General features: G+C 68.1%; 24 protein-coding genes. 14 read left to right on the forward strand and 10 right to left on the reverse strand.

Features of this window, described 5'->3' with window-relative positions:
• Positions 1-53: 53 nt before the first annotated feature.
• Positions 54-1,580, reverse strand: a complete 1,527-nt coding sequence (locus tag AB0F44_RS00960; RefSeq protein WP_350658374.1) for a UDP-N-acetylglucosamine 1-carboxyvinyltransferase — start codon at positions 1,578-1,580, stop codon at positions 54-56.
• 137 nt (positions 1,581-1,717) lie between these two features.
• Between AB0F44_RS00960 and AB0F44_RS00965 the strand changes: the two genes are divergently transcribed.
• Positions 1,718-2,746, forward strand: coding sequence for a zinc-dependent alcohol dehydrogenase family protein (locus AB0F44_RS00965; protein WP_357351779.1), 1,029 nt, complete (start codon positions 1,718-1,720; stop codon positions 2,744-2,746).
• 57 nt (positions 2,747-2,803) lie between these two features.
• Entirely contained in the window at positions 2,804-3,307 is a 504-nt protein-coding gene (locus AB0F44_RS00970) for a GNAT family protein (RefSeq protein WP_350658370.1), read from the forward strand.
• Here the strand turns inward: AB0F44_RS00970 and AB0F44_RS00975 are convergent.
• Together AB0F44_RS00975 and AB0F44_RS00980 are read right to left on the reverse strand one after the other, a co-directional pair.
• Positions 3,304-4,197, reverse strand: a complete 894-nt coding sequence (locus tag AB0F44_RS00975) for a lytic transglycosylase domain-containing protein (RefSeq protein ID WP_357351781.1) — start codon at positions 4,195-4,197, stop codon at positions 3,304-3,306. The genes AB0F44_RS00970 and AB0F44_RS00975 overlap by 4 nt on opposite strands.
• Before the next feature lie 25 nt (positions 4,198-4,222).
• Positions 4,223-4,921, reverse strand: coding sequence for an alpha/beta hydrolase (locus AB0F44_RS00980; RefSeq protein WP_357351783.1), 699 nt, complete (start codon positions 4,919-4,921; stop codon positions 4,223-4,225).
• Positions 4,922-5,633: 712 nt separating this feature from the next.
• Here AB0F44_RS00980 and AB0F44_RS00985 point away from each other — a divergent pair.
• The 5 genes from AB0F44_RS00985 to AB0F44_RS01005 all read left to right on the forward strand — a co-directional run bounded on the left by AB0F44_RS00985 (position 5,634) and on the right by AB0F44_RS01005 (position 9,285).
• A complete protein-coding gene (locus AB0F44_RS00985) occupies positions 5,634-6,656 on the forward strand; it encodes an LLM class flavin-dependent oxidoreductase (protein WP_357351785.1) in 1,023 nt (340 codons plus the stop codon).
• Positions 6,657-6,775: 119 nt separating this feature from the next.
• Positions 6,776-7,273, forward strand: coding sequence for a DUF4919 domain-containing protein (locus AB0F44_RS00990; protein WP_350658363.1), 498 nt, complete (start codon positions 6,776-6,778; stop codon positions 7,271-7,273).
• Between the two features lie 7 nt (positions 7,274-7,280).
• Positions 7,281-8,057, forward strand: coding sequence for an SDR family oxidoreductase (locus tag AB0F44_RS00995; RefSeq protein WP_357351787.1), 777 nt, complete (start codon positions 7,281-7,283; stop codon positions 8,055-8,057).
• 89 nt (positions 8,058-8,146) lie between these two features.
• Positions 8,147-8,446, forward strand: a complete 300-nt coding sequence (locus AB0F44_RS01000) for a hypothetical protein (RefSeq protein WP_357351789.1) — start codon at positions 8,147-8,149, stop codon at positions 8,444-8,446.
• A 47-nt stretch (positions 8,447-8,493) separates the two neighbouring features.
• The gene (locus tag AB0F44_RS01005; RefSeq protein ID WP_357351791.1) at positions 8,494-9,285 is read left to right on the forward strand and encodes a methyltransferase domain-containing protein; all 792 of its coding nucleotides are present in this window, start codon (positions 8,494-8,496) and stop codon (positions 9,283-9,285) included.
• Positions 9,286-9,295: 10 nt separating this feature from the next.
• Here the strand turns inward: AB0F44_RS01005 and AB0F44_RS01010 are convergent, their stop codons facing one another.
• From AB0F44_RS01010 to AB0F44_RS01030, 5 genes are all read right to left on the reverse strand, one after another.
• On the reverse strand, positions 9,296-9,895 hold the full coding sequence (locus AB0F44_RS01010; protein ID WP_357352693.1) for an ABC transporter permease subunit: 600 nt from the start codon (positions 9,893-9,895) through the stop codon (positions 9,296-9,298).
• Between the two features lie 92 nt (positions 9,896-9,987).
• Positions 9,988-11,037 (reverse strand): methionine ABC transporter ATP-binding protein, encoded by a 1,050-nt coding sequence (locus AB0F44_RS01015; protein WP_357351793.1) that lies wholly within the window; start codon positions 11,035-11,037, stop codon positions 9,988-9,990.
• Complete coding sequence (locus AB0F44_RS01020) at positions 11,034-11,972, reverse strand: MetQ/NlpA family ABC transporter substrate-binding protein (protein WP_350658352.1); 939 nt, start codon at positions 11,970-11,972, stop codon at positions 11,034-11,036. Before AB0F44_RS01020 ends, AB0F44_RS01015 begins: the two co-directional genes overlap by 4 nt.
• Positions 11,973-12,140: 168 nt before the next feature.
• A complete protein-coding gene (locus AB0F44_RS01025) occupies positions 12,141-13,001 on the reverse strand; it encodes an ABC transporter permease (RefSeq protein ID WP_357351795.1) in 861 nt (286 codons plus the stop codon).
• Positions 12,998-13,906 (reverse strand): ABC transporter ATP-binding protein, encoded by a 909-nt coding sequence (locus tag AB0F44_RS01030; protein ID WP_357351797.1) that lies wholly within the window; start codon positions 13,904-13,906, stop codon positions 12,998-13,000. Before AB0F44_RS01030 ends, AB0F44_RS01025 begins: the two co-directional genes overlap by 4 nt.
• A gap of 133 nt (positions 13,907-14,039) precedes the next feature.
• Between AB0F44_RS01030 and AB0F44_RS01035 the strand changes: the two genes are divergently transcribed.
• Positions 14,040-15,224 carry a histidine kinase gene (locus AB0F44_RS01035; RefSeq protein WP_357351801.1) on the forward strand — a complete coding sequence of 395 codons (1,185 nt, stop codon included), beginning with the start codon at positions 14,040-14,042 and terminating at the stop codon, positions 15,222-15,224.
• The gene (locus AB0F44_RS01040) at positions 15,221-15,892 is read left to right on the forward strand and encodes a response regulator transcription factor (RefSeq protein ID WP_357351803.1); all 672 of its coding nucleotides are present in this window, start codon (positions 15,221-15,223) and stop codon (positions 15,890-15,892) included. The genes AB0F44_RS01035 and AB0F44_RS01040 overlap by 4 nt, the downstream gene beginning before the upstream one ends.
• Here the strand turns inward: AB0F44_RS01040 and AB0F44_RS01045 are convergent.
• Positions 15,889-16,059: a hypothetical protein gene (locus AB0F44_RS01045; RefSeq protein WP_201451019.1), complete on the reverse strand. Its 171-nt coding sequence runs from the start codon at positions 16,057-16,059 to the stop codon at positions 15,889-15,891. The two genes, AB0F44_RS01040 and AB0F44_RS01045, sit on opposite strands and share 4 nt — an antisense overlap.
• 130 nt (positions 16,060-16,189) lie before the next feature.
• On the opposite strand from AB0F44_RS01045, the gene AB0F44_RS01050 reads away from it, so the two are divergent.
• The 5 genes from AB0F44_RS01050 to AB0F44_RS01070 all read left to right on the forward strand — a co-directional run bounded on the left by AB0F44_RS01050 (position 16,190) and on the right by AB0F44_RS01070 (position 20,693).
• Positions 16,190-16,654, forward strand: a complete 465-nt coding sequence (locus AB0F44_RS01050) for a helix-turn-helix transcriptional regulator (protein WP_357351806.1) — start codon at positions 16,190-16,192, stop codon at positions 16,652-16,654.
• Between the two features lie 4 nt (positions 16,655-16,658).
• Positions 16,659-17,081 (forward strand): VOC family protein, encoded by a 423-nt coding sequence (locus tag AB0F44_RS01055; RefSeq protein ID WP_357351808.1) that lies wholly within the window; start codon positions 16,659-16,661, stop codon positions 17,079-17,081.
• Between the two features lie 49 nt (positions 17,082-17,130).
• A complete protein-coding gene (locus tag AB0F44_RS01060; RefSeq protein ID WP_357351810.1) occupies positions 17,131-19,518 on the forward strand; it encodes an excinuclease ABC subunit UvrA in 2,388 nt (795 codons plus the stop codon).
• A 125-nt stretch (positions 19,519-19,643) separates the two neighbouring features.
• Positions 19,644-20,168: a DUF6069 family protein gene (locus tag AB0F44_RS01065; protein WP_357351812.1), complete on the forward strand. Its 525-nt coding sequence runs from the start codon at positions 19,644-19,646 to the stop codon at positions 20,166-20,168.
• 39 nt (positions 20,169-20,207) lie between these two features.
• Positions 20,208-20,693 carry a VOC family protein gene (locus tag AB0F44_RS01070; protein ID WP_357351815.1) on the forward strand — a complete coding sequence of 162 codons (486 nt, stop codon included), beginning with the start codon at positions 20,208-20,210 and terminating at the stop codon, positions 20,691-20,693.
• A gap of 24 nt (positions 20,694-20,717) precedes the next feature.
• Here the strand turns inward: AB0F44_RS01070 and AB0F44_RS01075 are convergent, their stop codons facing one another.
• Positions 20,718-21,227 carry a hypothetical protein gene (locus AB0F44_RS01075; RefSeq protein ID WP_357351817.1) on the reverse strand — a complete coding sequence of 170 codons (510 nt, stop codon included), beginning with the start codon at positions 21,225-21,227 and terminating at the stop codon, positions 20,718-20,720.
• Between the last annotated feature and the right edge of the window lie 69 nt (positions 21,228-21,296).

The raw sequence follows: 21,296 nt of genomic DNA on the forward strand, positions 1-21,296 counted from the left end.
GCATCTAACCACCCGTGAGGGCCGGATCACATGAGCCCGCAGGCTCAGTTCACTCAGATGTCGCGGAAGGCGGTGATGTTCGCGCCGAGCTGGTTGAGCCGCTCGGCGAGGTCCTCGTAGCCACGGGCGATGACGTAGGTCGAACGGAGCACCGAGGTGCCCTTCGAGGCGAGCATCGCGAGCAGCACGACGACGGCGGGACGCAGCGCCGGCGGGCAGACGATCTCGGTGCCGGAGAAGTGGGTCGGCCCCTCGATCATCACCCGGTGCGGGTCCATGAGCGTGACGTTGCCGCCGAGCTTGTTGAGCTCGGTCAGGTAGATCGCCCGGTTCTCGTACACCCAGTCGTGCAGCAGCGTCTGGCCCTGCGCCACCGCGGCGATCGCGGCGAAGAACGGCAGGTTGTCGATGTTGAGGCCGGGGAAGGGGAGCGGGTGGATCTTGTCCAGCGGCGCGTGCAGGATCGAGTGCTTGGTGTTGATGTCGACCAGGCGGGTCTTGCCGTTGAGCGCCAGGTACTCCTCGGAGAGGGTGTAGTTGAAGCCCATCTCCTCCAGCGTCGCCAGCTCGATCTCCATGAACTCGATCGGTACGCGCTTGATGGTGATCTCGGAGTCGGTCACGATCGCGGCGGTCAGCAGCGACATCGCCTCGATCGGGTCCTCGCTCGGCGCGTAGTCCACGTCGACGTCGATGACCTCGCGGCCGGTGACGCGCAGCGTGGTGGTGCCGATGCCCTCGACCTCGACGCCCAGCTTCTGCAGGTAGAAGCAGAGGTCCTGAACCATGTAGTTGGAGGACGCGTTACGGATCGTGGTGGTGCCCGGGTGCAGCGCGGCCGCCATCAGGGCGTTCTCGGTGACGGTGTCGCCGCGCTCGGTCAGGACGATCGGGCGGCCCGGCTGGATCTCGCGGTTGACGCTCGCGTGGTAGGCGCCGTCGGTCGCCTTGACCTCGAGGCCGAAGGGACGCAGGGCCGACATGTGCGGCTCGACGGTGCGGGTGCCGAGGTTGCAGCCACCGGCGTAGGGCAGCTCGAAGGTGTCCAGGCGGTGCAGCAGCGGACCGAGGAACATGATCACCGAGCGCGTACGGCGCGCGGCGGCCTCGTCCACGGCGTCCAGGCGCAGCTCCTTCGGCGGCACGATCTCGAGGTCGTTGTCGTCGTTGAGCCAGCGGGTCTGCACACCGATCGAGTTGAGCACCTCGATGATCCGGTTGACCTCTTCGATGCGTGCGACCTTGCGCAGCGTCGTACGGCCCCGGTTGAGGAGCGAGCCGACCAGAAGGGCGACCCCGGCGTTCTTCGAGGTTTTGACCGTGATCTCACCCGAGAGCGTCGTCGGGCCGGTGACGCGCAGGTGCGTCGGGCCGGCGCCGATGTCCACGAGGGAGGAGTCCAGAGCGGCACCCACCCGGGCGATCATCTCGAGCGACAGGTTCTGTTGCCCCTGCTCGATGCGGTTGATCGCGCTCTGACTGGTGTTGAGAAGGTCGGCGAGCTGTGCCTGGGTGAGGCCCTTGTGCTTGCGCGCATCGCGGATCAGATTCCCGATACGACCTTTGTATCCGTCGGTCATGGTGCACCACCGTAACTCATATATGAGATAAGCCTGGATTCCCCGCGAAGTGTCGGCGTTTCGTTTCAGGACTGTTGCCTGCGGCCCCAAGGGCCACCGTGTGCAACACCTCGTACGCCGGGTGACAGGATGCCACCATGCGCGCGACGACTATCCATGGGGTGGGCGACATTCGCTTCACCCAGGTACCCGATCCTGCTCTGACGAAGCCCACCGACGCGATCGTCAAGGTCGTGGGCTCCTGCATCTGCGGCTCCGATCTCTGGAACTACCGCGGCTCCAACGGCGACATCGAGGAGCCGCGCACCATCGGCCACGAGTGCATCGGCATCATCGAGGAGGTCGGTGCCGACGTACGCGACTTCAAGGCCGGCGACTTCGTGATCGTCCCGTTCGACCACTGCGACAACACCTGCCCGCACTGCCTGGCCGGAGTCCAGTCGGTCTGCGAGAACCTCGGCTTCACGGTCAGCGGCCAGAGCGAGTACGCCTTGGTCAACCAGGCCGACGGCTCGCTGGTCAAGCTCGACGAGACGCCCGACCCGACGATGTACCCCGACCTGCTCGCGCTCACCGATGTGATGGCCACCGGCTGGCACGCCGCGGTCATGTCGGGCCTCGGCTCCGGACCCAAGGGCGGCACCGCGGTCGTGGTCGGTGACGGCGCTGTCGGTCTGTGCGGCGTGTTGGCGGCCGCTCAGCTCGGCGCCGAGCGGGTCGTGGCGATGTCGCGCCACGAGGCCCGCCAGGAGATCGCCAAGAAGTTCGGCGCCACCGACATCGTCGCCGCCCGCGGCAAGGAGGGCGAGGCGGCCGTACGCGAGCTCACCGGCGGCGTCGGGGCCGACTACGTCCTGGAGTGCGTGGGCACCGACCAGTCCTTCAAGACGGCCTCCAAGGTGGCCCGTCCGGGTGCGACCGTCGGGTTCGTCGGCGTCCCGCACGACGTCAACCTTCCGGTCAACGCGCTCTTCCGCACCAACGTCGGCCTCAAGGGCGGGATGGCCCCGGTACGCCGCTACCTCCCCGACCTCCTGCGCCTGACGCTCGAGGGCACGATCAACCCCGGTCTGGTCTTCGACAAGGCGCTGCCGTTCGCGGAGGCCGCCGAGGGCTACCGCCTCATGGACGAGCGGCTCGCGACCAAGGTCCAGCTCACCTACTGATCCACGCTGATCCCGGGCGGGGGATCGGCCGAGCGCCTCATCTGAGAGACTCGGCCGATGCCCCGCACCGACACCATGCGCCTGCGCCCGCTGTCACCAGGTGACGAACACGTCTTCGCCGACTGGGCACACGATGAGGAGTTCCGGGTGGCCAACGGCTGGCCGGAGCGCGACCGTGACGGCCACCTCCGCCACTGGCGCCGGTTGATCGACGCCCCGCCGCCCGAGCTGATCAGGCTCGCGGTGGAGCTCGACGAGGAGGTCGTCGGCTACGCCGACATCCACGGCCTGGCCCCCGACACCCGCGAGCTCGGCATCGCCATCGGCCCCAGCTCACGATGGGGCCAGGGCCTCGGCCAACGAGCCATCAAGACCGCGCTCACCTACGGTTTCTCCGTCCTCGACCTGACCCGGATCTGGGCCGAGACGCACGAGACCAACACCCGAGCCAAGAAGCTCTTCGACGCGACCGGCTTCATCGAGACCGGCCGCCACGGCACCGACACCTACCGCGGCGAGGACGTCGGCCTCGTCCAGTACGCCGTCGAGCGCCCCTACTAGGGGCTGATGCGTACCGGCTTCTTCTGCGGGTAGCCCTCGGGGAGCAGCATGGTGCCGTCCTGGTGGCGGTAGAGCACCTGCCAGTGCCAGTAGAGGTCGTACGCAGCGGACTCGCGCTTCATCTGCTCGGCGTAGGCGCTGACGGCCGCCACGTAGCGGTCGGAGTGGTTGTAGGACCACAGGGCGCCGGCCATGTCGCCGGGAGCGCCGTTGTTGGCGAGCATGCGGCCGGCCGCCATGATCGCGTCGGCAGGGTCATTGATGTCTCCGCCGGCGCCGTACTGGGCGAAGGTCGAGGGCAGGAACTGCATCGGGCCCTGGGCGCCCGCGGTGCTGGTGCCGCGGATGCGGCCCATGCGGGTCTCGACCAGGTGGACGGCGGCGAGGTACTCCCACGGCGTCCCGGTCTCCTGCTGCGCCTTGCGGTAGAGCGGGCGCAGCTCGTCCGGCGTCGGCGGCGTCAGGATCTTCCAGTCCGGGAGCTTGGGCTGGGGATCGGTCATCACCATGAGCTCGCGGGCCGCGGCGATGTCTGACTCGAGCTGGGCACGGTCGGCGCGGCTTAGCGCGCCCAACACATCGTCGGCCTTCGCCTTGGACCCACGGGCAAGGTCTCGGGCAGTCGTCTGCTCGAAGAGCGCGGCCTCACGTACGTCCTCTGCTCCTGGCTTCCCGGCGGCGACCGTCGCCATCGCCTGGGTGAGGCGATCTGCCAGTGGGACCGACGCATCGTCGAGCGGCACCGTCGTAGGTGAAGGGACGGGCGTCGAGGAAGGGGGAGGTGATGACGCCGACGGGCTGTCGGCCGGATCCGATGACGGCTCACCGCCACAGCCGGCGACGAGCGCCAGGGCTGTGACGGTGGTCAGGGCAGCGAGCCGAGTGCGCACGCAATCGACGCTACCTGACGGCCGACTACGCGCCGCTGCGGCCGATGCTCTGCCCGATGATGGCGGCGAGCTCGGCCGGCTTGGACAGCTGCGGCCAGTGTCCCGTGGGCAGGTCGACGAAGGTCGCGTCCTTGTGCTTCGGGATGGCGGCGACCGACTCGGTGCCGTCGGCGATCCACTCCTTCAGGTCGGCCGCGGTGTATTCGGGGCAGACGAACACCGCCTGGACCGAGTAGCGACGTTCGTCGCCGAGCTCGAACGGCTCGGAGGTCAGGCTGGCGGGGGACGGCCGCAGGAGGGCCTCGAAGGTGGCGCGGTCCAAGTCGCGTACGTCGGCCTCGTCGAACTCCTCCCACGGCACCGGCGGCAGGTCGGCGCCGTCGGTCGGGAAGTTCTTGGCCGGGATCATGCCCGGCTCAGCCGGCCAGCCGCCGACGTAGACCACGGCGGCGACCTTGTCGACGCGCGCATCGAGGGCTGCACCGGCCACCGCACAGCCCATCGAGTGGCCGACGAGGATCACCTGTCCGGGTGACTCGTCGATGGCGGCCACCACGGCGGCGACCTGGTCGGCGACATGCACACCAGACCGGTCGGTCTCGGCCGACTCGAGGCCGGGCAGGGTGAGCGGCCGCGGGGTGTGGCCGGCGTCGGTCAGATGGGGGACGACGAGGTCCCATGAGGAGGCGTCCAGCCAGAGGCCGGGTACGAGAACGATGTCCATGGACCGATCCTCTTCCTGGTTGCGGACGATCTGCTTCCGCCACCAAAAGATCTTTCGAACAAAAGAACGGTGGCCACCGCGACTGCGGTGGCCACCGTTTCTGGACGCCCGAGACAGCTGACGCCAGGTCGTTCAGCGAGCGCCGGCGACCTCCAGTAGCTCCGCAACCTCGTGGGCGCGGCAGTCGCAGTCGGAGTCGCACGGCAAGAAGCGGTGACGGGCGTGACCGCAGTCGCGGCACGGCATGTCGTGAGAAAGCGTGAAGCTCTGCACCTCAACGGTGTCCCACATAATTAATTCATCCCCCAGAGAATGTTGGTTGGTCTTTATCGGTGAAGCTGCCTGATATGTAACACGATAATCCTCGACTTCGGAAGAGCTCGGACAACACGCCGAGACATTGTTTTCCCTGGTCAGTCGACCGATATGATTATTCGGTCGACCGATAGATAAACTCATAAGGGGCAGTTGTTGATGCCGTGTGGGCGTCCGCTTTACATCGCTCAGGAACGCGCTCCCGCGTGTTGACGGAATGAAAGCAGAACGCAGACCTGCAGGTCACAACCCACAAGGTGGCGTCAGTTCAGGGGCCGGTTCCGGAGGGCAGAACGCTCAGAGGCGAAGGTCCCAGCCGCCGTAGCTGACCTGGCATGGTCGGCGTCCGCCACCGCCCTGAGGGAATCTCGCGGGTCGGTTGAGAGTTCTACTACTCGTGAAGAACATCGGATTCTTGTCTTTCGGCCACTGGACACCGTCGCCCTACTCGCAGACGCAGTCGGCACGGGACGCGCTGATCCAGGGGATCGAGCTCGCGGTCGCCGCCGAGGAGCTCGGAGTCGATGGTGCGTACTTCCGGGTCCACCACTTCGCCCGCCAGTACGCCTCGCCCTTCCCGCTGCTGTCCGCCGTCGGCGCCCGCACCTCGAAGATCGAGATCGGCACCGGTGTCATCGACATGCGTTACGAGAACCCGCTCTACATGGCGGAGGACTCGGCGGCCGCCGACCTGATCTCCGGCGAGCGCCTGCAGCTCGGGATCAGCCGCGGTTCACCCGAGCAGGTCATCGAGGGTTGGCGCTACTTCGGCTACGACCCCGGCGAGAGCGCCTCGGAGGCCGACATGGCGCGTGCTCACACCGAGACGTACCTCAAGATCATCGAAGGGGCGCAGTTCGCCGAGCCAAACCCGCGGCCGATGTTCCCCAACCCGCCGGGCAAGCTCCGGGTCGAGCCCTACTCCGAGACGCTGCGCGACCGGATCTGGTGGGGTTCGAGCTCGCTGGCGACCGCACGGTGGGCGGCCGGGCTCGGGATGAACCTGCAGAGCTCGACCCTCAAGAACGACGAGAACGGCAAGCCGTTCCACATCCAGCAGCGCGAGCAAATCGAGGCCTACCGAGAAGCGTGGAAGGAGGCCGGCCACGAGCGCGAGCCCCGGGTCTCGGTCTCACGGTCCATCTTCGCCCTCGTCAACGACGAGGACCGGCGCTACTTCGGCCTCGACCGGCAGACCAAGGACCAGATCGGCAACATCGACGATCAGACCCGCGCGATCTTCGGGCGTTCGTACGCCGCCGAGCCCGACGTCCTGGTCGAGGAGCTCGCCGGGGACGAGGCGATCCAGGCCGCGGACACGCTGCTGCTCACCGTGCCGAACCAGCTCGGCGTCGACTACAACGCACATGCCCTGGAGAGCATCCTGACCCACGTAGCCCCAGACCTCGGCTGGCGCTAGAAACACACGGCCCGCGCAACTTCCGGGTCACAAAAGGGCGCATAATCGTTGTCAACCGCCCCACGTAGCCGCGCTATTGGCTACCGTGCACGGCGACCGTTATTCAAGGGGGACCCCTGTTGGCTACGTACGCTGAGCTGCTTGACGTCTATCTTCGCGAACCGAGCCCGGAGTCGTTGAGAGCCCTACGTGAGGCGATCCTCGAGGCTCCGAACTTCCGGCCCGATCTCGAGATCACCGAGATGATCGCCCCGATGATGTCGGTCGGCGACTACGCCGGCGCGATCGCCGCCGTCCATGGGCTGATGCCCGGCGCGATCTTCAGCCCGTCGGCCCACGCCGCCTTGGCCGATGCCCAGCGCGGCCTTGGCAATCTCGAGCAGGCCCAACGCGAGTCGATCCTGGCCCAGTCGGCGCTTGACAGCATCATCAGCACCGGAGAGGGCACCGAGTCCGAGCCGTGGTCGGTGATGCGGACCAGTGACGCCTACGACGTGGTGCTGGCCTCGGGCAAGACGCCGCGTTCGCAGGTCGCGGTCGGCAAGCTCGACCGGATCGTGTGCACCGACTCGACGGTCTGGTTCTTCGACACCAGCAACGACTACGCCAGGGCCTGACCGCGGCGTGCCCCGGTCCGTACTGATCACCGGCGCGGCCGCCGGCATCGGCCGTGCGACCGCACTGCATTTCGCCCGCGAGGGCTGGCTGGTCGGCGCCTATGACATCGACCTCGACGGCCTGGCATCGCTGACGACCGAGGTCGAGCCGCTCGCCGGGGAGCTGGTCACCGGAACCCTCGACGTACGCGACGCCGTGTCCTGGCAGACCGCCCTGGACGGCTTCGTCGCCGTCAGCGGCGGCAGCCTCGACGTACTCGTCAACAACGCCGGCATCATCCAGATCGGCAAGTTCGCCGACCTGCCGCTGGACCGGCAGCAGGCGATCATCGACGTCAACGTCAAGGGCCTGGTCAACGGCTGCCACCTCGCGCGCCCGTTCCTGCGGCCCGGCTCCCACGTCGTCAACCTCGCCTCCGCCTCGGCCATCTACGGCCAGCCGGGCATGGCGATCTACTCCGCCACCAAGTTCGCCGTACGCGGTCTCTCCGAGGCTCTCGACCTGGAATGGTCCGGCGACGGGATCACGGTGACGGCCCTGTGGCCGCTCTTCGCCGACACCTCCATGGTGTGGGGTCACGACTTCCCGGCGCTGCGGCGGCTCAAGGTCTCGCTCACGCCCGACGACGTCGCGGAGTCGGTCTACGCCGCCGCGACCAGCGGCCACGGCCTCCTCGGTGGAGTCCATCGCGGCGTCGGCACCAAGGCGCGCGTCCTGCTCGGCCTCTCCGGAGTCACCCCGAGCTGGGCCAACCGGGTGTTCAACCGGCTGATCTCGACCTGATCGACTCCTCCTGATTGTTCACCGGGTTGTTGCCGGTAGGGACGGTCTGCGTCGGGTTCCTGACGGCCCCGGCGCGCACGCTCGGGACCATGATGAGTCGCACCTTGCGGATTCTGCTCGCCGGGTTGGTTGCCGTCGTCCTCGCCTCTGCTGCGCTGAGCGCGGCGAGGGCCGACGAGCCCCAGGCTTCTGACCAGGCGCAGGTCGTGTTCGACCGGCACGAGGTGGCGCCCGAGGACGCACGGCCGGGTGGTGGCGCGGCGCCGTTCGAGACCGGCGTGGTGATCGTGCTCAACACGCTGCTCCTCGGCGGGCTCCTGGGCGGGATGCTCTGGGCCCGACGGCGGCTCGGCTGCGCCGACTCGACACTTCCGCGCATGTCCGTATAGTGATATTTCCGTCTCACTTTTCGGGATTCAACGCGTAGGGTCGATGCATGTCGACCTACACCCATGGCCATCACGAGTCGGTCCTGCGCTCGCACAGGTGGCGTACGGCGGAGAACTCCGCTGCGTACCTGCTGTCCCAGCTGAGCCCTGAGCAGCGGCTGCTCGACGTGGGTGCCGGGCCGGGGACGATCACGCTCGGTCTCGCCGGCCGGGTCGCTCACGTGACCGCCACGGAGATCGGGGAGGCGGAGCTCGAGCTCTCCCGGCAGTCCGCCGAGGCCGGGGGAGTCACGAACATCGACTTCCGGGTCGAGGACGTGCACGCGCTGAGCATCGAGGACGATGCGTACGACGTGGTTCACGCTCATCAGGTGCTGCAGCACGTGGCGGACCCGGTGCAGGCGCTGCGGGAGATGCGGCGGGTGACGAAGCCCGGGGGCATCGTGGCCGCGCGCGACAGCGACTACGCGGCTTTCGTCTGGTGGCCGGAGTCTGCCGAGCTGACCGAGTGGCTGCGGCTCTACCGGCGGGCCGCGCGGGCCAACGGCGGTGAGCCCGACGCGGGCCGGCGGCTGGTCTCCTGGGCACGCACTGCCGGGTTCGACGACATCGAGGCCACCTCGAGCACCTGGTGCTTCTCGGACCCCGAGGACCGGTCATGGTGGGGTGGGATGTGGGCCGACCGGTTCACCGACTCGGCGGTCGCTCGTCAGCTCGTCGACTCCGGAGACGCCACGACCGCCGACCTCGCCCGGGTCGCGGACGGGTGGCGGTCGTGGGCTCAAGCGGAGGACGGTTGGTTCTCCGTCCTCCACGGCGAGATCCTGGCTCGCGCCTGAGGGCCCAGGCTCAGCGGCGCAGGATCCGCGCCGAGAGCGTGTTGCCGAGCAGCTGGATGACTTGCACGAGCGCGACCAGGATGAGCACGCAGACCCAGGTGACGGTCGGGTCGTACTGCCGGTAGCCGAAGGTCTGGGCGAAGCTGCCCAGACCGCCACCGGCGATCAGGCCGGCGACCGCCGACATGTCGACGACCGCGACGAAGGCGAAGGTGTAGCCGAGGATGATCGGTGCCAACGCCTCGGGAAGGACGACGGTGGCGGCGATCCGGGCACGGCTCGCGCCCATCGCCCGGGCAGCCTCGATCACTCCCGGCGGGACGGTCACCAGGTTCTGCTCGATGATCCGGGCGATGCCGAACATCGCGGCGAGGATCAGCGAGAACACCACCGCCGGCATGCCGATGCCGGTGCCGACGACCAGCCGCGCCGCCGGCTGGACGGCGGCGATGAAGATGATGAACGGGATCGGTCGGAAGAAGTTGACGAGCACGTTGAGCACGACCGAGACGACGACGTTCTCGTACAGTCCGCCCTTGCGGGTCAGGTAGAGCCCGAGCGCGAGCAGCAGACCCAGGGTGCCGCCGATCAGCATCGTCAGCGCCACCATGAGCAGCGTCTCGCCGGTGGCCTGCCAGATGTCGGGCCACAGCTCGCCGAGGCGGGTGTCGGTCGGTAGAGCGGTGGGGAGAGCGGTCAGCATCACACCTCCTTGGTGGTGACGAGGGCGGCCAGCTCGCGTACGGCCTCGTCGACCGAGGCCGCAGGACCGTCGAGGGCGAGCGTCAGGTTGCCGAAGGTGGCGCCTTGGATCTCCTCGATGCCGCCGAAGACGAGCTCGAAGGCGATCCCGCGCTCGAGGAGGACCGCGAAGATGTCGGTCTGGCGAGGGCCGCCCTCGCGCAGCTCGACCTTCACGAACCGGCCGGGATGGCGGGACCGCAGTGCCGCCAGCGCGTCCGGGGCGGGCTCATCGTCGACGACGGTGCCGACGAAGCGCCGAGTCACCGGCTGCCGCGGGGCGGAGAAGACGTCGTAGACGGCTCCGGACTCGACCACGCGCCCGTTCTCCATGACCGCAACGTGGTCGGCCAGCTCGCGGACGACCTCCATCTCGTGGGTGATCGCGACGATGGTGGTGCCGAACTCCTGGTTGACGCGCTTCAGGAGGCGCAGCACCTCGTGCGTGGTCTCCGGGTCGAGCGCGCTGGTGGCCTCGTCGGCGAGCAGCAGGGACGGGTTGGTGGTGAGCGCGCGGGCGATGCCGACGCGCTGCTTCTGTCCGCCCGACAGGTTGCGCGGGTAGGTGTGGGCCTTGTCAGGGAGCCCGACGAAGTGGAGCAGCTCAGAGATCCGGCGCTGCTGCTCAGCCTTGGCGACGCCGGCGATCTGCAGCGGGTAGGCCAGGTTGCCCCAGACCGTACGCGACTCGAAGAGGTTGAACTGCTGGAAGATCATTCCGATGTCCAGGCGGATCGGCCGCAGCTGCCGCTCGTGCAGGCCGACCAGCTCGGTCCCGCCGACCTGGATGGAGCCCGAGGTGGCCGGCTCGAGGCCGTTGAGCAGCCGGACCAGGGTGGACTTGCCGGCCCCGGAGTAGCCGACGATCGCCTGGATGTCACCGGCGGCGATGTCGAGGTCGACGTCGGCGACGGCGTGGACGACCTCGTTGCGCCCCTTCGCCGCCGGGTAGGTCTTGGTGACGTTGCGGAGCCGCACCAGCGGCTCCGCAACGGTGGCCGAGTGCGTCACTGACGCTCCTCGACCTGCTTCTCGGTGTCATCGAGCGACTTCTGCAGGTCCTCGACGGGGATCTTCACCATCTCGGCGGTGTTGCCGGAGGTCTCGTAGACCCCCTGCTGCACGTCCTCGTTGGTCTGGAAGATCTCGACCAGCTTCTTGTAGGTCGCGTTGTCCTTGTCCTCGGCGCGTACGGCGAAGATGTTGACGTAGGGGAGCGCCTTCGGGTCGGAGGGGTCGTCGGTCGCCAGCGCGTCCTCGAACTTCAGGCCGGCGTCCTCGACGAAGTCGTTGTTGATGATCGCCGCGGCGACGTCGGGGAGCGAGGAGGCGGTGATCGAGGCCTGGACCGCCCGGACCTTCACCTTGGACGCGGCCGTGTCGACCTCCTTGATGGTGCTGAACGGGGTGCCACCGTCGGTCAGCTCGATCAGGCCCTTGGACTGCAGCAGCACCAGGCCGCGGGCCTGGTTGGTCTCGTCGTCGGGGACGATCACGGTCTCGCCGGCCTTGATGTCGTCGAGCGAGGTGTACTTCGAGGAGTAGAGGCCCAGGGGATAGGTCGCGGTCGAGCCGAGCGCGACCAGGTCGTCGTCGTTCTGGACGTTGTAGTCGGCCAGGAAGATGATGTGCTGGAACTGGTTGAGGTCCAGCTCGCCCTCCGACAGCGCCGGGTTGGGCTGGTTGTAGTCACCGAAGTTCTTGACCTCGAGGTCGATGCCCTCTTCACGAGCGGCATCCTGGAAGGTCTTCCAGTAGGGGTCGTCGGCGCCCACGACGCCGATGCTGACCTTGGTCAGCTCGCTGCCGGCGTCGTCGTCGCGGGTGAGGAAGAACGCGAGGCCGCCGATCACGATGGCGGCGGCGACGACGATCCCGATGATCAGCGGGAGCTTGGACTTGGGAGCCTCGATGAGCGGGGTGGGCTCAGGCGTGTTTGAGGACACGGGTGGGAACCTCTTCTAGACGGGAGTGTCTCGGCGTTGAGAGCGGGCAACCTGGTTGTTGTCCACCAAAACAGTAGACTTAACGAGGATCACATCCCGATTGTCGGTCACACGCCGAGACGTGTCACGGACCCGTCCCGGCGTGTGCTAGAGGCATGTTTCCCGAGGTCAGGCCAGGTCACGCCGCCTCATCACGACCACCGCCGCGACCGCTGCGACCAGGACGTACGCCGCCACGGTGATCAGCGCTCGCTCGCCCGAGATCGCGTCGAGGATTCCCGGCGTGCCGTTGGGCCCGCCGATGATCGCGCCCGCCAAGGAGCCTCCGGCGGTGCCCGGAAGGGCGTCGGTGACGGTCTCGATGCCCGGGAGCAGGCTGCCGACGCCGCGCAGCAGGTTCTCGACCACCAGCGACCAGACCAGGCCCAGGCCGACGGCGAGTGCCGGCCCCTTGGCGAGCACACCGACGAGGAACCCGAGCAGCGCCCACATCTCCAGCACCAGGAACCCGGCGCCGAACGACTGCGCCAGATCGCTCAGGGCGGGCATGGTGATCGATTCACCCTCGGTCGCCGCGATCGCCACCGAGACACCCGCGCACAGAGCCAGGGTCGCGGTCATCATCGCGAAGATGAACATGGTCACCGCGGTCAGCGAGCCGCCGACGGCGGCGAGCCGGCTCGGACCCTGGGTGAAGACGGTCTTCCAGGTGCCCCAGCCAAACCCGTTGCCGGCCACCAGCGCTCCGACCACCATCGCCAGGGCGCCGCCGAACATCGGCAGGCCGCTGACGATGACGTCCGGGATCGCGCTCGGCATCAGCTCGGAGAGGAGCTGTGCGTTGCTGGCGCCGTCGCCGGCGAAGTTGTCGTCGCCGGTCTTGTAGGCGACGTAGTTGAAGACGTATCCGAAGGAGAGCGACAGCGCCAGCCAGGCGCCGACGATCACCCAGATCGCCGACCACTTGCGCAGGCGCAGCAGCTCGGCGGAGGTGCTGTTGATCCAGCCTCTTACGTTCAGCGCGTTCATGACACGAGCTCCTTGTTGCTGGTCATTTCGAAGAAGGCGTCCTCCAGGGAACGCTCCGCGACGGTGACCTCGTGGACATCGATGGAGTGGGCGACCAGCTGACGTACGACATCGGGGGCCGCGGTGGCGGGTAGGTCGACCTCGAGCGTCTCGTTGCCGACGCGGCGTACGCCCTCGTCGCCGGCCATCCGCATCAGTGCGGCCAGGGCGGCGTCCTCGGGGGTGGCCCGGACGCGGAGGGTCGCGCCGCCGCGCAGCTCGGCGACGGTCGACTCGCGCAGCAGGCGGCCGTTGTTGATCACACCGACGCGGTCGCAGATCTCCTGCACCTCCGCGAGGATGTGGCTGGAGAGGATCACCGTCTGGCCGGCCTCGGCGAGCGAGACGACCAGGGCCCGCATGTCGGCCATGCCGGCCGGGTCGAGTCCGTTGGTGGGCTCGTCGAGCACCAGCAGGTCCGGTGAGCCGAGCATCGCGGCGGCGACGCCGAGGCGCTGCTTCATCCCGAGCGAGTAGCCCTTGAAGGCGTCCTTCGCCCGGTCGGTGAGGTCGACCATCTCGAGCACCCGGTCGACCTCGGTGTTCGGCAGCCCCTGGTAGCGCGCCATCGTGCGCAGGTTGTCGCGGCCGTTGAGGTAGGGGTAGAAGCCGGGGCCCTCGATCAGGGCGCCGATGCGGGCAGTGACCTCGGGCCGCCCGGCGGGACGGCCCAGGACGCTGGCGGATCCGGCGGTGGGCCGGATCAGGCCGAGCATCATCCGCAAGGTGGTCGTCTTGCCGGCCCCGTTGGGGCCGAGGAAGCCGTACACCTCGCCGCGCATGACGGTCATGCTGACCCGGTCGACGGCGAGCCTGTCGCCGTACCGTTTGGTCAGCCCGTCGGTCTCAACCACTCGTTCATTCATGCCTCTCACGCTCTCGTGGCGCCCCCTGGGTCGGCATCGGCGTCGGCGATGCTCCCGGTTACGCAGATCTGCGTACGCGGCTGGCCGCATTTGTCGTACGTCTCGCGCAGCCGCGCGAACTAGGGTCAGGTCCATGTCCCGGATCCGTCGCAACTGGCTGCCGTGGCTGGTCGTCGTGGTGGAGCTGGTCGGCTCGCTGGGCAGCAACGCCCGCACCGACACCCGCGGGCCGGCCCTCATCGGGGCACTGCTCGCTCTCCTCGCCGTCCTCCCGGTGCTCGCGCAGCGGCCTCGCGGCTGGATGCTCGCGGTCAGCGGGCTGTGTGCCGGGGCGTACTTCACGGCGGGCTATGCCGAGGGACCGATCTTCATGGCGGTGCCGGTGGTCACCTTCGCGGTGGCACTCTCGCTGCCGCCGCGACGCTGGATCGGGTGGGCGGTCGTGGCCGCGGCGCTGGTCGCCACCGGGATGGTGCTGAACCCCGAAAGCCCTCAGTTCGACGGCGGTCCCGGCAGTGGGCCCTGGGGACAGGGCGGCGGCCCGGAGGGCGACCTCTCCCTGTGGCAGGCCTTCGGGCAGGTGGCGCTCATCGCCGCGTGCGGTGCGGTCGCCAGCGCGCTGCGCTCGCGCAACGAGGCCCGGGCCCAACGGCAGCGACGGGTGGTCAGCGAGGAGCGGGTGCGGATGGCCGCCGATCTGCACGACGGCGTCGGGCACGGGCTCGCGGTGATCGCGATGCAGGCCGGTGCCGCACTGCACGTCCTCGACCGAGACCCCGAGGCCGCCCGCCGCAACCTGGAGGCCATCCGAGCCGAGAGCAAGGAGTCGCTCGACCTGCTCCGCCGGCAGCTCGCCCGGCTGACCGACACGGAAACCGGCACCGATCCGGCACCGCGGGCACCGGAGCACGGGCTCGCCGACCTGCCTGCTCTCGTCGAGCGGGTGCGCACCGGCGGCCTGGAGGTCTCGCTCCGCCTCGAGGTTGACTCGGCGTCGGCGGAGGCGGAACGGGCTGCGTACGCCGTGGTCCAGGAGGGGCTCACCAACGTGCTTCGCCATGCCGGAGCGACGCGAGCCGAGGTGGCGATCGTCTCGACCCCCGCGGCCGAGATGGTCGTAACCGTCGACGACGACGGGCGGGGATCGGACATGTTGAGCGGGGAAAGGCGTCCTGGGATGGGAATTGTGGGAATGCGGTCGCGCGTGGAGGCACTTGGGGGCACCCTAGAGGCGGGGCCGGAGGTACGGGGCTTCCGGCTGCGGGCTTCCCTCCCGCTTACTGGGTCCTCGGCGGGTGGCGCGGAGGGGCTGGCATGAGCATCACCGATCACACGCTGATCACGGTTGCTCTGGTCGATGACCAGCCCCTCGTCCGCATGGGCCTGGCGACGATGATCGGCGCCGAACCCGACCTCGAGGTCGTCGGCGAGGCCTCCGACGGAAGCGCCGCCCTGCCGCTGCTGCGCCGCACCCACCCCGACGTGGTCCTGTGCGACATCCGGATGCCGGTCCTCGACGGCCTCGGCATGCTGGAGCAGGTCACCCGCGACCCGTCGCTGAAGGACGTACGGGTGGTGATGCTGACGACCTTCGAGCTCGACGAGTACGTCTTCGAGGCGCTTCGGCTGGGCGCGAGCGGGTTCCTGCTCAAGGACGCCGAGCCGGTCGCGCTGCTCGACGCGATCCGAGTCGTCGCCGACGGTGGCTCGTTGCTCGCCCCGACGGTGACCAAGCGGGTGATCGAGGAGTTCGGCTCCTCACGTCGGGCGGCGAACCCTCATCCGCGTCTGGGTGATCTGACCGAGCGTGAGCGGGAGATGGTCGCCTGGGTGGCCACCGGCCGCTCCAACGCCGAGATCGCCGCCGAGCTCGTGGTCAGTCCCGACACGGTCCGTACGCACGTCTCGCGCGCGATGGTGAAGCTGCATGCCCGTGACCGCGCCCAGCTCGTCGTCTTCGCGATCGAGTCGGGCCTGAAGGTCTAGGCGGCCAGCGGGACGCTGCCGGGCATCACGACGGGTGCGCAGCCGCAGGTGTCGCTGCAGGCGAGGTAGGTGTGCACCTCGTGTCCGCACCGCGGGCACGGCAGGAAGTGCGACATCGGGAAGCTGCGTACGTTGGTGTTCTCGGAGTGCTGAGCTGTGTCCCACATGACTTTCTCCTATCCGCGTTTTGTTCCTTCACCTACTCCACGAATGGCATCACGCGATTTCGACATCTTCGGACCGACAACTTGCAGCATCACCAAATTGGAGGGGTTGCCGGCGTGGGAAGATGCGGAGGTGACGACGAAGCCCGACCAGGCGCAGCGGCTGCGCGACCTCAAGCTGCTCCGCAAGGTCAAGGACCGGATCGACAGGGAGTACGCGCAGCCGCTGGATGTGGAGGCCCTCGCCGCCGGCGTACACATGTCGGCCGGCCATCTGAGCAGAGAGTTCAAGAAGGCCTATGGTGAGCCGCCCTACTCCTATCTGATGACCCGCCGCGTCGAGCGAGCGATGACGCTGCTGCGGCGCGGTGACCTCAGCGTCACCGACATCTGCTTCGAGGTCGGGTTCTCCTCGCTGGGCACGTTCTCCACCCGGTTCAGCGAGCTGGTCGGAATGTCGCCGAGCGTCTACCGGGAGAAGGCCGTGGCCGGTGAGGCCGGGATCCCTCCGTGCGTGTCCAAGCAGGTCACCCGTCCGATCAGACGGAGTTCGATCAGGAATAGAGAAGCACCAAGGCCTGATCCTTACCTAGCCTGAGCGCATGGACATCAACATCTGCCACAGCTACCTCCCGCACACCGACCCCGACGCCTCGCTGAGGTTCTACCGCGACCTGCTCGGATTCGAGGTGAGGAAGGACGTCGGGTACGAGGCGATGCGCTGGCTCACGATCGGACCGCCGGCGCAGCCCGCCGTGAGCGTCGTCCTCTACCCGCCGCTCGCCGACCCGAACATCAGCGAGGAGGAGGGCCAGGTCATCCAGGAGATGATGGCCAAGGGCACCTTCGCCAGCCTGATGCTCTCCTCCACCGACATCGACGCCGCCTTCGAGAAGATCCAGGCCGGCATCGAGGCCAGCGGCGGCGAGATCATGTCGGAGCCGACCGACCAGGACTGGGGCATGCGGGATTGCTCCTTCCGCGATCCGGCCGGCAACACCATCCGGCTGCAGCAGGTCAAGTGAGTCGGAAATGTGCAGGCCTGGATTCACGCCGCCGACTAGCCTGATCGCCATGACCGACCCCGGCTCGAACGAGCACAACAGCGAGCACAGCGCAGACACTCACGACCTGATCCGAGTCCAGGGGGCCCGGCAGAACAACCTCAAGGACGTCTCGGTCGAGATCCCCAAGCGCCGGCTCTCGGTGTTCACCGGAGTGTCGGGATCAGGGAAGTCGTCGCTGGTCTTCGGCACGATCGCGGCGGAGTCGCGGCGGCTGATCGACGAGACGTACTCGACGTTCATCCAGGGGTTCATGCCCAGCCTGCCGCGACCCGAGGTCGACGCGATGGAGGGGCTGACCACCGCCATCCTGGTCGACCAGGAGCGGCTCGGCGCCAACCCGCGCTCGACGCTCGGCACGGTCACCGACGCCTACGCGATGCTGCGCTCGCTGTTCAGCCGGCTGGGGGATCCGTACATCGGCGGTCCGACCGCGTTCTCCTTCAACATTCCCACCACCCGCGCGAGCGGAGTGATGACCGGACCCAAGGGCGAGAAGACGATCGTCAAGGACGCGGTCTACCTCGGCGGCATGTGTGCCGAGTGCGAGGGCCGCGGGACGATCTCCGATCTCGACCTCGCCGTCATCATCGACGAGTCGAAGTCGCTGGTCGATGGGGCGATCCTGGTGCCCGGCTACACCGCCGACGGGTGGATGGTGGCCGCGTACAAGGTGGTCGTGCCGGAGGATGTGCCGATCAAGGAGATGACCGAGGAGCAGCGTCAGGACCTGCTCTACGCCGAGCCGCGCAAGATCAAGCTCGAGGGCATCAACATGACCTACGAGGGCCTGATCCCGAAGATCCGCAAGTCGATGTTCAGCAAGGACGTCGAGGCGCTGCAGCCCCACATCAAGAAGTTCGTGGAAGCCGCAGCGGCATTCCAGCCGTGCCCGGCCTGCGGCGGGACCCGGCTCAACGAGTCGGCGCTCTCCTCGAAGATCCGCGGCAAGTCGATCGCGGACGTGTGCGCGATGCAGGTCACCGATGCCGCGGAGTGGCTGCGGAGCATCGACGACCCGGGCGTGGCGCCGCTGGTCGCGGGGCTGCTGCACCTGTTCGACTCGTTCGTCGAGATCGGTCTCGGCTATCTCTCCCTCGACCGGCCGTCGGGGACCCTGAGCGGCGGTGAGGCGCAGCGTACGAAGATGGTCCGTCACCTCGGCTCCGCGCTGACCGACGTGACCTACGTCTTCGACGAGCCGACCGTCGGGCTGCACCCGCACGACATCCAGCGGATGAACAAGCTGCTCCTCGACCTGCGCGACAAGGGCAACACCGTCCTGGTCGTCGAGCACAAGCCGGAGACCATCGCGATCGCCGACCACGTCGTCGACCTCGGACCGGGGGCCGGCAGCGACGGCGGGACGATCTGCTTCGAGGGGACCTTCGAGGGGCTCGCCCAGGCCGACACCCTGACCGGGCGCCACCTCGGGCACCGCGCCTCGGTGAAGGAGACGGTCCGCGAGCCCAAGGGGCATCTGGAGATCCGCGGAGCGACCTCGCACAACCTGCGCAACGTCGACGTCGATGTGCCGCTTGGAGTGCTCACTGTCGTCACCGGTGTGGCCGGGTCGGGAAAGTCCTCGCTGATCCACGGCTCGCTGGGCTCGACTTCCGGGGCAGCCAGCGCCGACGTCGAGTTCGTCGACCAGAGCGCGATCAAGGGATCGCGGCGCAGCAACCCGGCGACGTACACGGGTCTTCTCGAGCCCATCCGCAAGGCGTTCGCGAAGGCCAACGGGGTCAAGCCGGCGCTCTTCTCGGCCAACTCCGAGGGCGCCTGCCCGACCTGCAAGGGCAACGGGATGATCTACACCGAGCTCGGGTTCATGGAGACGGTCGCCTCGCCCTGTGAGGACTGCGGCGGCAAGCGGTTCCAGGCGCTGGTGCTCGAATACCGTCTCGGCGGGCTCAACATCGCCGAGGTGCTCGACCTCTCGGTCGCCAAGGCGCACGAGTTCTTCTCCGAGGGCGAGTCGAAGGTGCCCGCGGCTGCCAAGATCCTCGAGCGGATGTCCGACGTCGGCCTCGGCTACCTCAAGCTCGGCCAGCCGCTCAACACTCTCTCTGGCGGCGAGCGGCAGCGGATCAAGCTGGCCATGCACCTGGGGGAGAAGGGCGGGACGTACGTCCTGGACGAGCCGACCACCGGTCTCCACCTCGCCGACGTCGACAACCTGCTGGCGCTGCTGGACAAGCTGGTCGATGCCGGCAAGTCGGTCATCGTGATCGAGCACCACCAGGCCGTGATGGCTCACGCCGACTGGATCATCGACCTCGGTCCGGGCGCCGGTCACGACGGCGGCCTGATCGTCTTCGAAGGTACGCCCGCCGAGCTCGTCGCGAAGAAGTCGACGCTCACCGGCGAGCACCTGGCGGCGTACGTCGGCGGCTGAGCTCGAGCAGCAGGACGGGTTCGGGTGGCGGGAATCACGCCTGTTTGAGGGCATCTGGATGCGGTCGGCCGTGAGCGGCGCGCTTAGTGTGCGTTGGTTGCAGCATTGACGAAGGAGCAGCCGCGATGACCCTCTACGTTCCCGAGCACAGGCGTACGCCCGGGGAGTCCGAGCACACCGCTTGGACCCGTCCGGCCCAGCCGGCGGTGGAGATCACTCCGGTCCGGGAGCGGCCGGCTCCGGTGTGGCCACGCGGGCTGGTGGCCACCGGTGTCGCCGCGGTCGTCACCACCCTGATGGCCCTGATCGCCAAGGCGGCCGGGGTCGACTTCGGCAGCAGCCTGGGCGACGTACCGCTCTCGGCGTTCCCGATGCTCACCGTCTACTGCTCGGTGATCGGCATCATCATCGCCGAGGTGATGATCCGGGTGGCCACGATGCCCCGCTCGACCTTCCAGATCACCATGATCGTGCTCACCGGGCTCTCGCTGGTCCCCGACGTGCTGCCGTTCTTCGAGTTCGACCTGGCCTTCGTCGGTGTCCTGTGCCTGACCCACATCGTCGCCGCCGCGATCGTGGTCCCGCTGATCGCCCTGCGGATGGAGGAGCGCCGCGGCCTCGGGCTGCCCGCTCCTGCTCACCGTCGATAGCGGACGCCGACCGTCCTGATTCGGTGCCATGGTGGAGCCATGGCACACGAGACCCGCACCTTCCAGGTCACCTTCGACGCGCACGACCCGCGCGCGCTCTCCACGTTCTGGCGTGATGTCCTCGGCTACGTCCACCCCGGTCCGCCGGGCGTCGAGGTCCCCGAGGGCAGCGATCCGCTGGATGCGTGGGAAGAGTTCCTCGCTCGCGTCGGGGTGCCGGAAGACCAGCGCAACAACGCCTCGGCGATTGAAGATCCCGCAGGCGAGGGCCCGCGCGTCTTCTTCCAGCGCGTGCCGGAGTCTACTCGATCGGAAGTAATAACTCCCAAGAACAAGGTCCACCTTGATGTGCGTGCCGCCCCAGGCCTTCAGGGGGAGGAGCGGATGGCCGCGTTGGAGGCGGAGTGTGACCGTCTGGTCGACCTGGGTGCGACACGCGTCCAGCGGTTCGAGCCGGACCCGCCGATGGGCTTCGGCCACATCGTCATGGAGGACCCGGAAGGCAACGTTTTCTGCCTGGACTGACTGAGTGCGTTCTGGGCTCGACCTTCAGGACGTAATGAACCGCGACGCCGCTGCTTCGTAGGCAGCCACGGCGGCCGCCCGCTTCGAGAACGCATCGTCGTCCCGGTTGTAGTGGTAGTGGACGGACGCATCCCGCAGTGCGACGGCGTACTCGGCGATCGGCAGGCTCAGCAACCGCATGCGGCCCAGGAGGACCCCCGCCTCAATCTCGGCCTCGCGCACGGCCCGATACGCGTCTCGTACCTGCTGCGCCAAGACGGAATGGTCTTCCTCAGACACGGGAGGTGCTCCGGGCATCGCTGGTTCACCTACCGGGAGATTGTCAATCGTTCTGATGGTGAAATGACCCTCCTCACTGAGCCGCCACATGCGATCGGCGATCTCCCAGAACCGCACGAGGAGTTCGTCGGTTTGGCGTCGCTGCTCCGCTTTCCGCGCGTGGCGGGCGTCGATCCACTTTCCGCTCAGGGCCGCGCATGCGCCGACGAAGGCGCCGACGAGACCGCTGCCCGCGCTGATCCATGCTGGGTCCACAAGTCGCCATGATGGCCGAGATCCCTTGGCCGTGCGGGCGAACGCCAGATGTGGCATGACGCAGCCCCC

The sequence above is a fragment of the Nocardioides sp. NPDC023903 genome, assembly GCF_040639295.1.
GTDB lineage: Bacteria > Actinomycetota > Actinomycetes > Propionibacteriales > Nocardioidaceae > Nocardioides.

Coding starts and splice junctions, on each gene's coding strand:
- AB0F44_RS01030 (WP_357351797.1), bottom strand. CDS start 13,906: ATGAATGAACGAGTGGTTGAGACCGACGGGCTGACCAAACGGTACGGC.
- AB0F44_RS01060 (WP_357351810.1), top strand. CDS start 17,131: ATGACCGACCCCGGCTCGAACGAGCACAACAGCGAGCACAGCGCAGAC.
- AB0F44_RS01010 (WP_357352693.1), bottom strand. CDS start 9,895: ATGGTGGCGCTGACGATGCTGATCGGCGGCACCCTGGGTCTGCTGCTC.
- AB0F44_RS00960 (WP_350658374.1), bottom strand. CDS start 1,580: ATGACCGACGGATACAAAGGTCGTATCGGGAATCTGATCCGCGATGCG.
- AB0F44_RS01000 (WP_357351789.1), top strand. CDS start 8,147: ATGATGAGTCGCACCTTGCGGATTCTGCTCGCCGGGTTGGTTGCCGTC.
- AB0F44_RS00970 (WP_350658370.1), top strand. CDS start 2,804: ATGCCCCGCACCGACACCATGCGCCTGCGCCCGCTGTCACCAGGTGAC.
- AB0F44_RS01025 (WP_357351795.1), bottom strand. CDS start 13,001: ATGAACGCGCTGAACGTAAGAGGCTGGATCAACAGCACCTCCGCCGAG.
- AB0F44_RS01070 (WP_357351815.1), top strand. CDS start 20,208: ATGGCACACGAGACCCGCACCTTCCAGGTCACCTTCGACGCGCACGAC.
- AB0F44_RS01040 (WP_357351803.1), top strand. CDS start 15,221: ATGAGCATCACCGATCACACGCTGATCACGGTTGCTCTGGTCGATGAC.
- AB0F44_RS00965 (WP_357351779.1), top strand. CDS start 1,718: ATGCGCGCGACGACTATCCATGGGGTGGGCGACATTCGCTTCACCCAG.
- AB0F44_RS01035 (WP_357351801.1), top strand. CDS start 14,040: ATGTCCCGGATCCGTCGCAACTGGCTGCCGTGGCTGGTCGTCGTGGTG.
- AB0F44_RS01005 (WP_357351791.1), top strand. CDS start 8,494: ATGTCGACCTACACCCATGGCCATCACGAGTCGGTCCTGCGCTCGCAC.
- AB0F44_RS01055 (WP_357351808.1), top strand. CDS start 16,659: ATGGACATCAACATCTGCCACAGCTACCTCCCGCACACCGACCCCGAC.
- AB0F44_RS00980 (WP_357351783.1), bottom strand. CDS start 4,921: ATGGACATCGTTCTCGTACCCGGCCTCTGGCTGGACGCCTCCTCATGG.
- AB0F44_RS01045 (WP_201451019.1), bottom strand. CDS start 16,059: ATGTGGGACACAGCTCAGCACTCCGAGAACACCAACGTACGCAGCTTC.
- AB0F44_RS01065 (WP_357351812.1), top strand. CDS start 19,644: ATGACCCTCTACGTTCCCGAGCACAGGCGTACGCCCGGGGAGTCCGAG.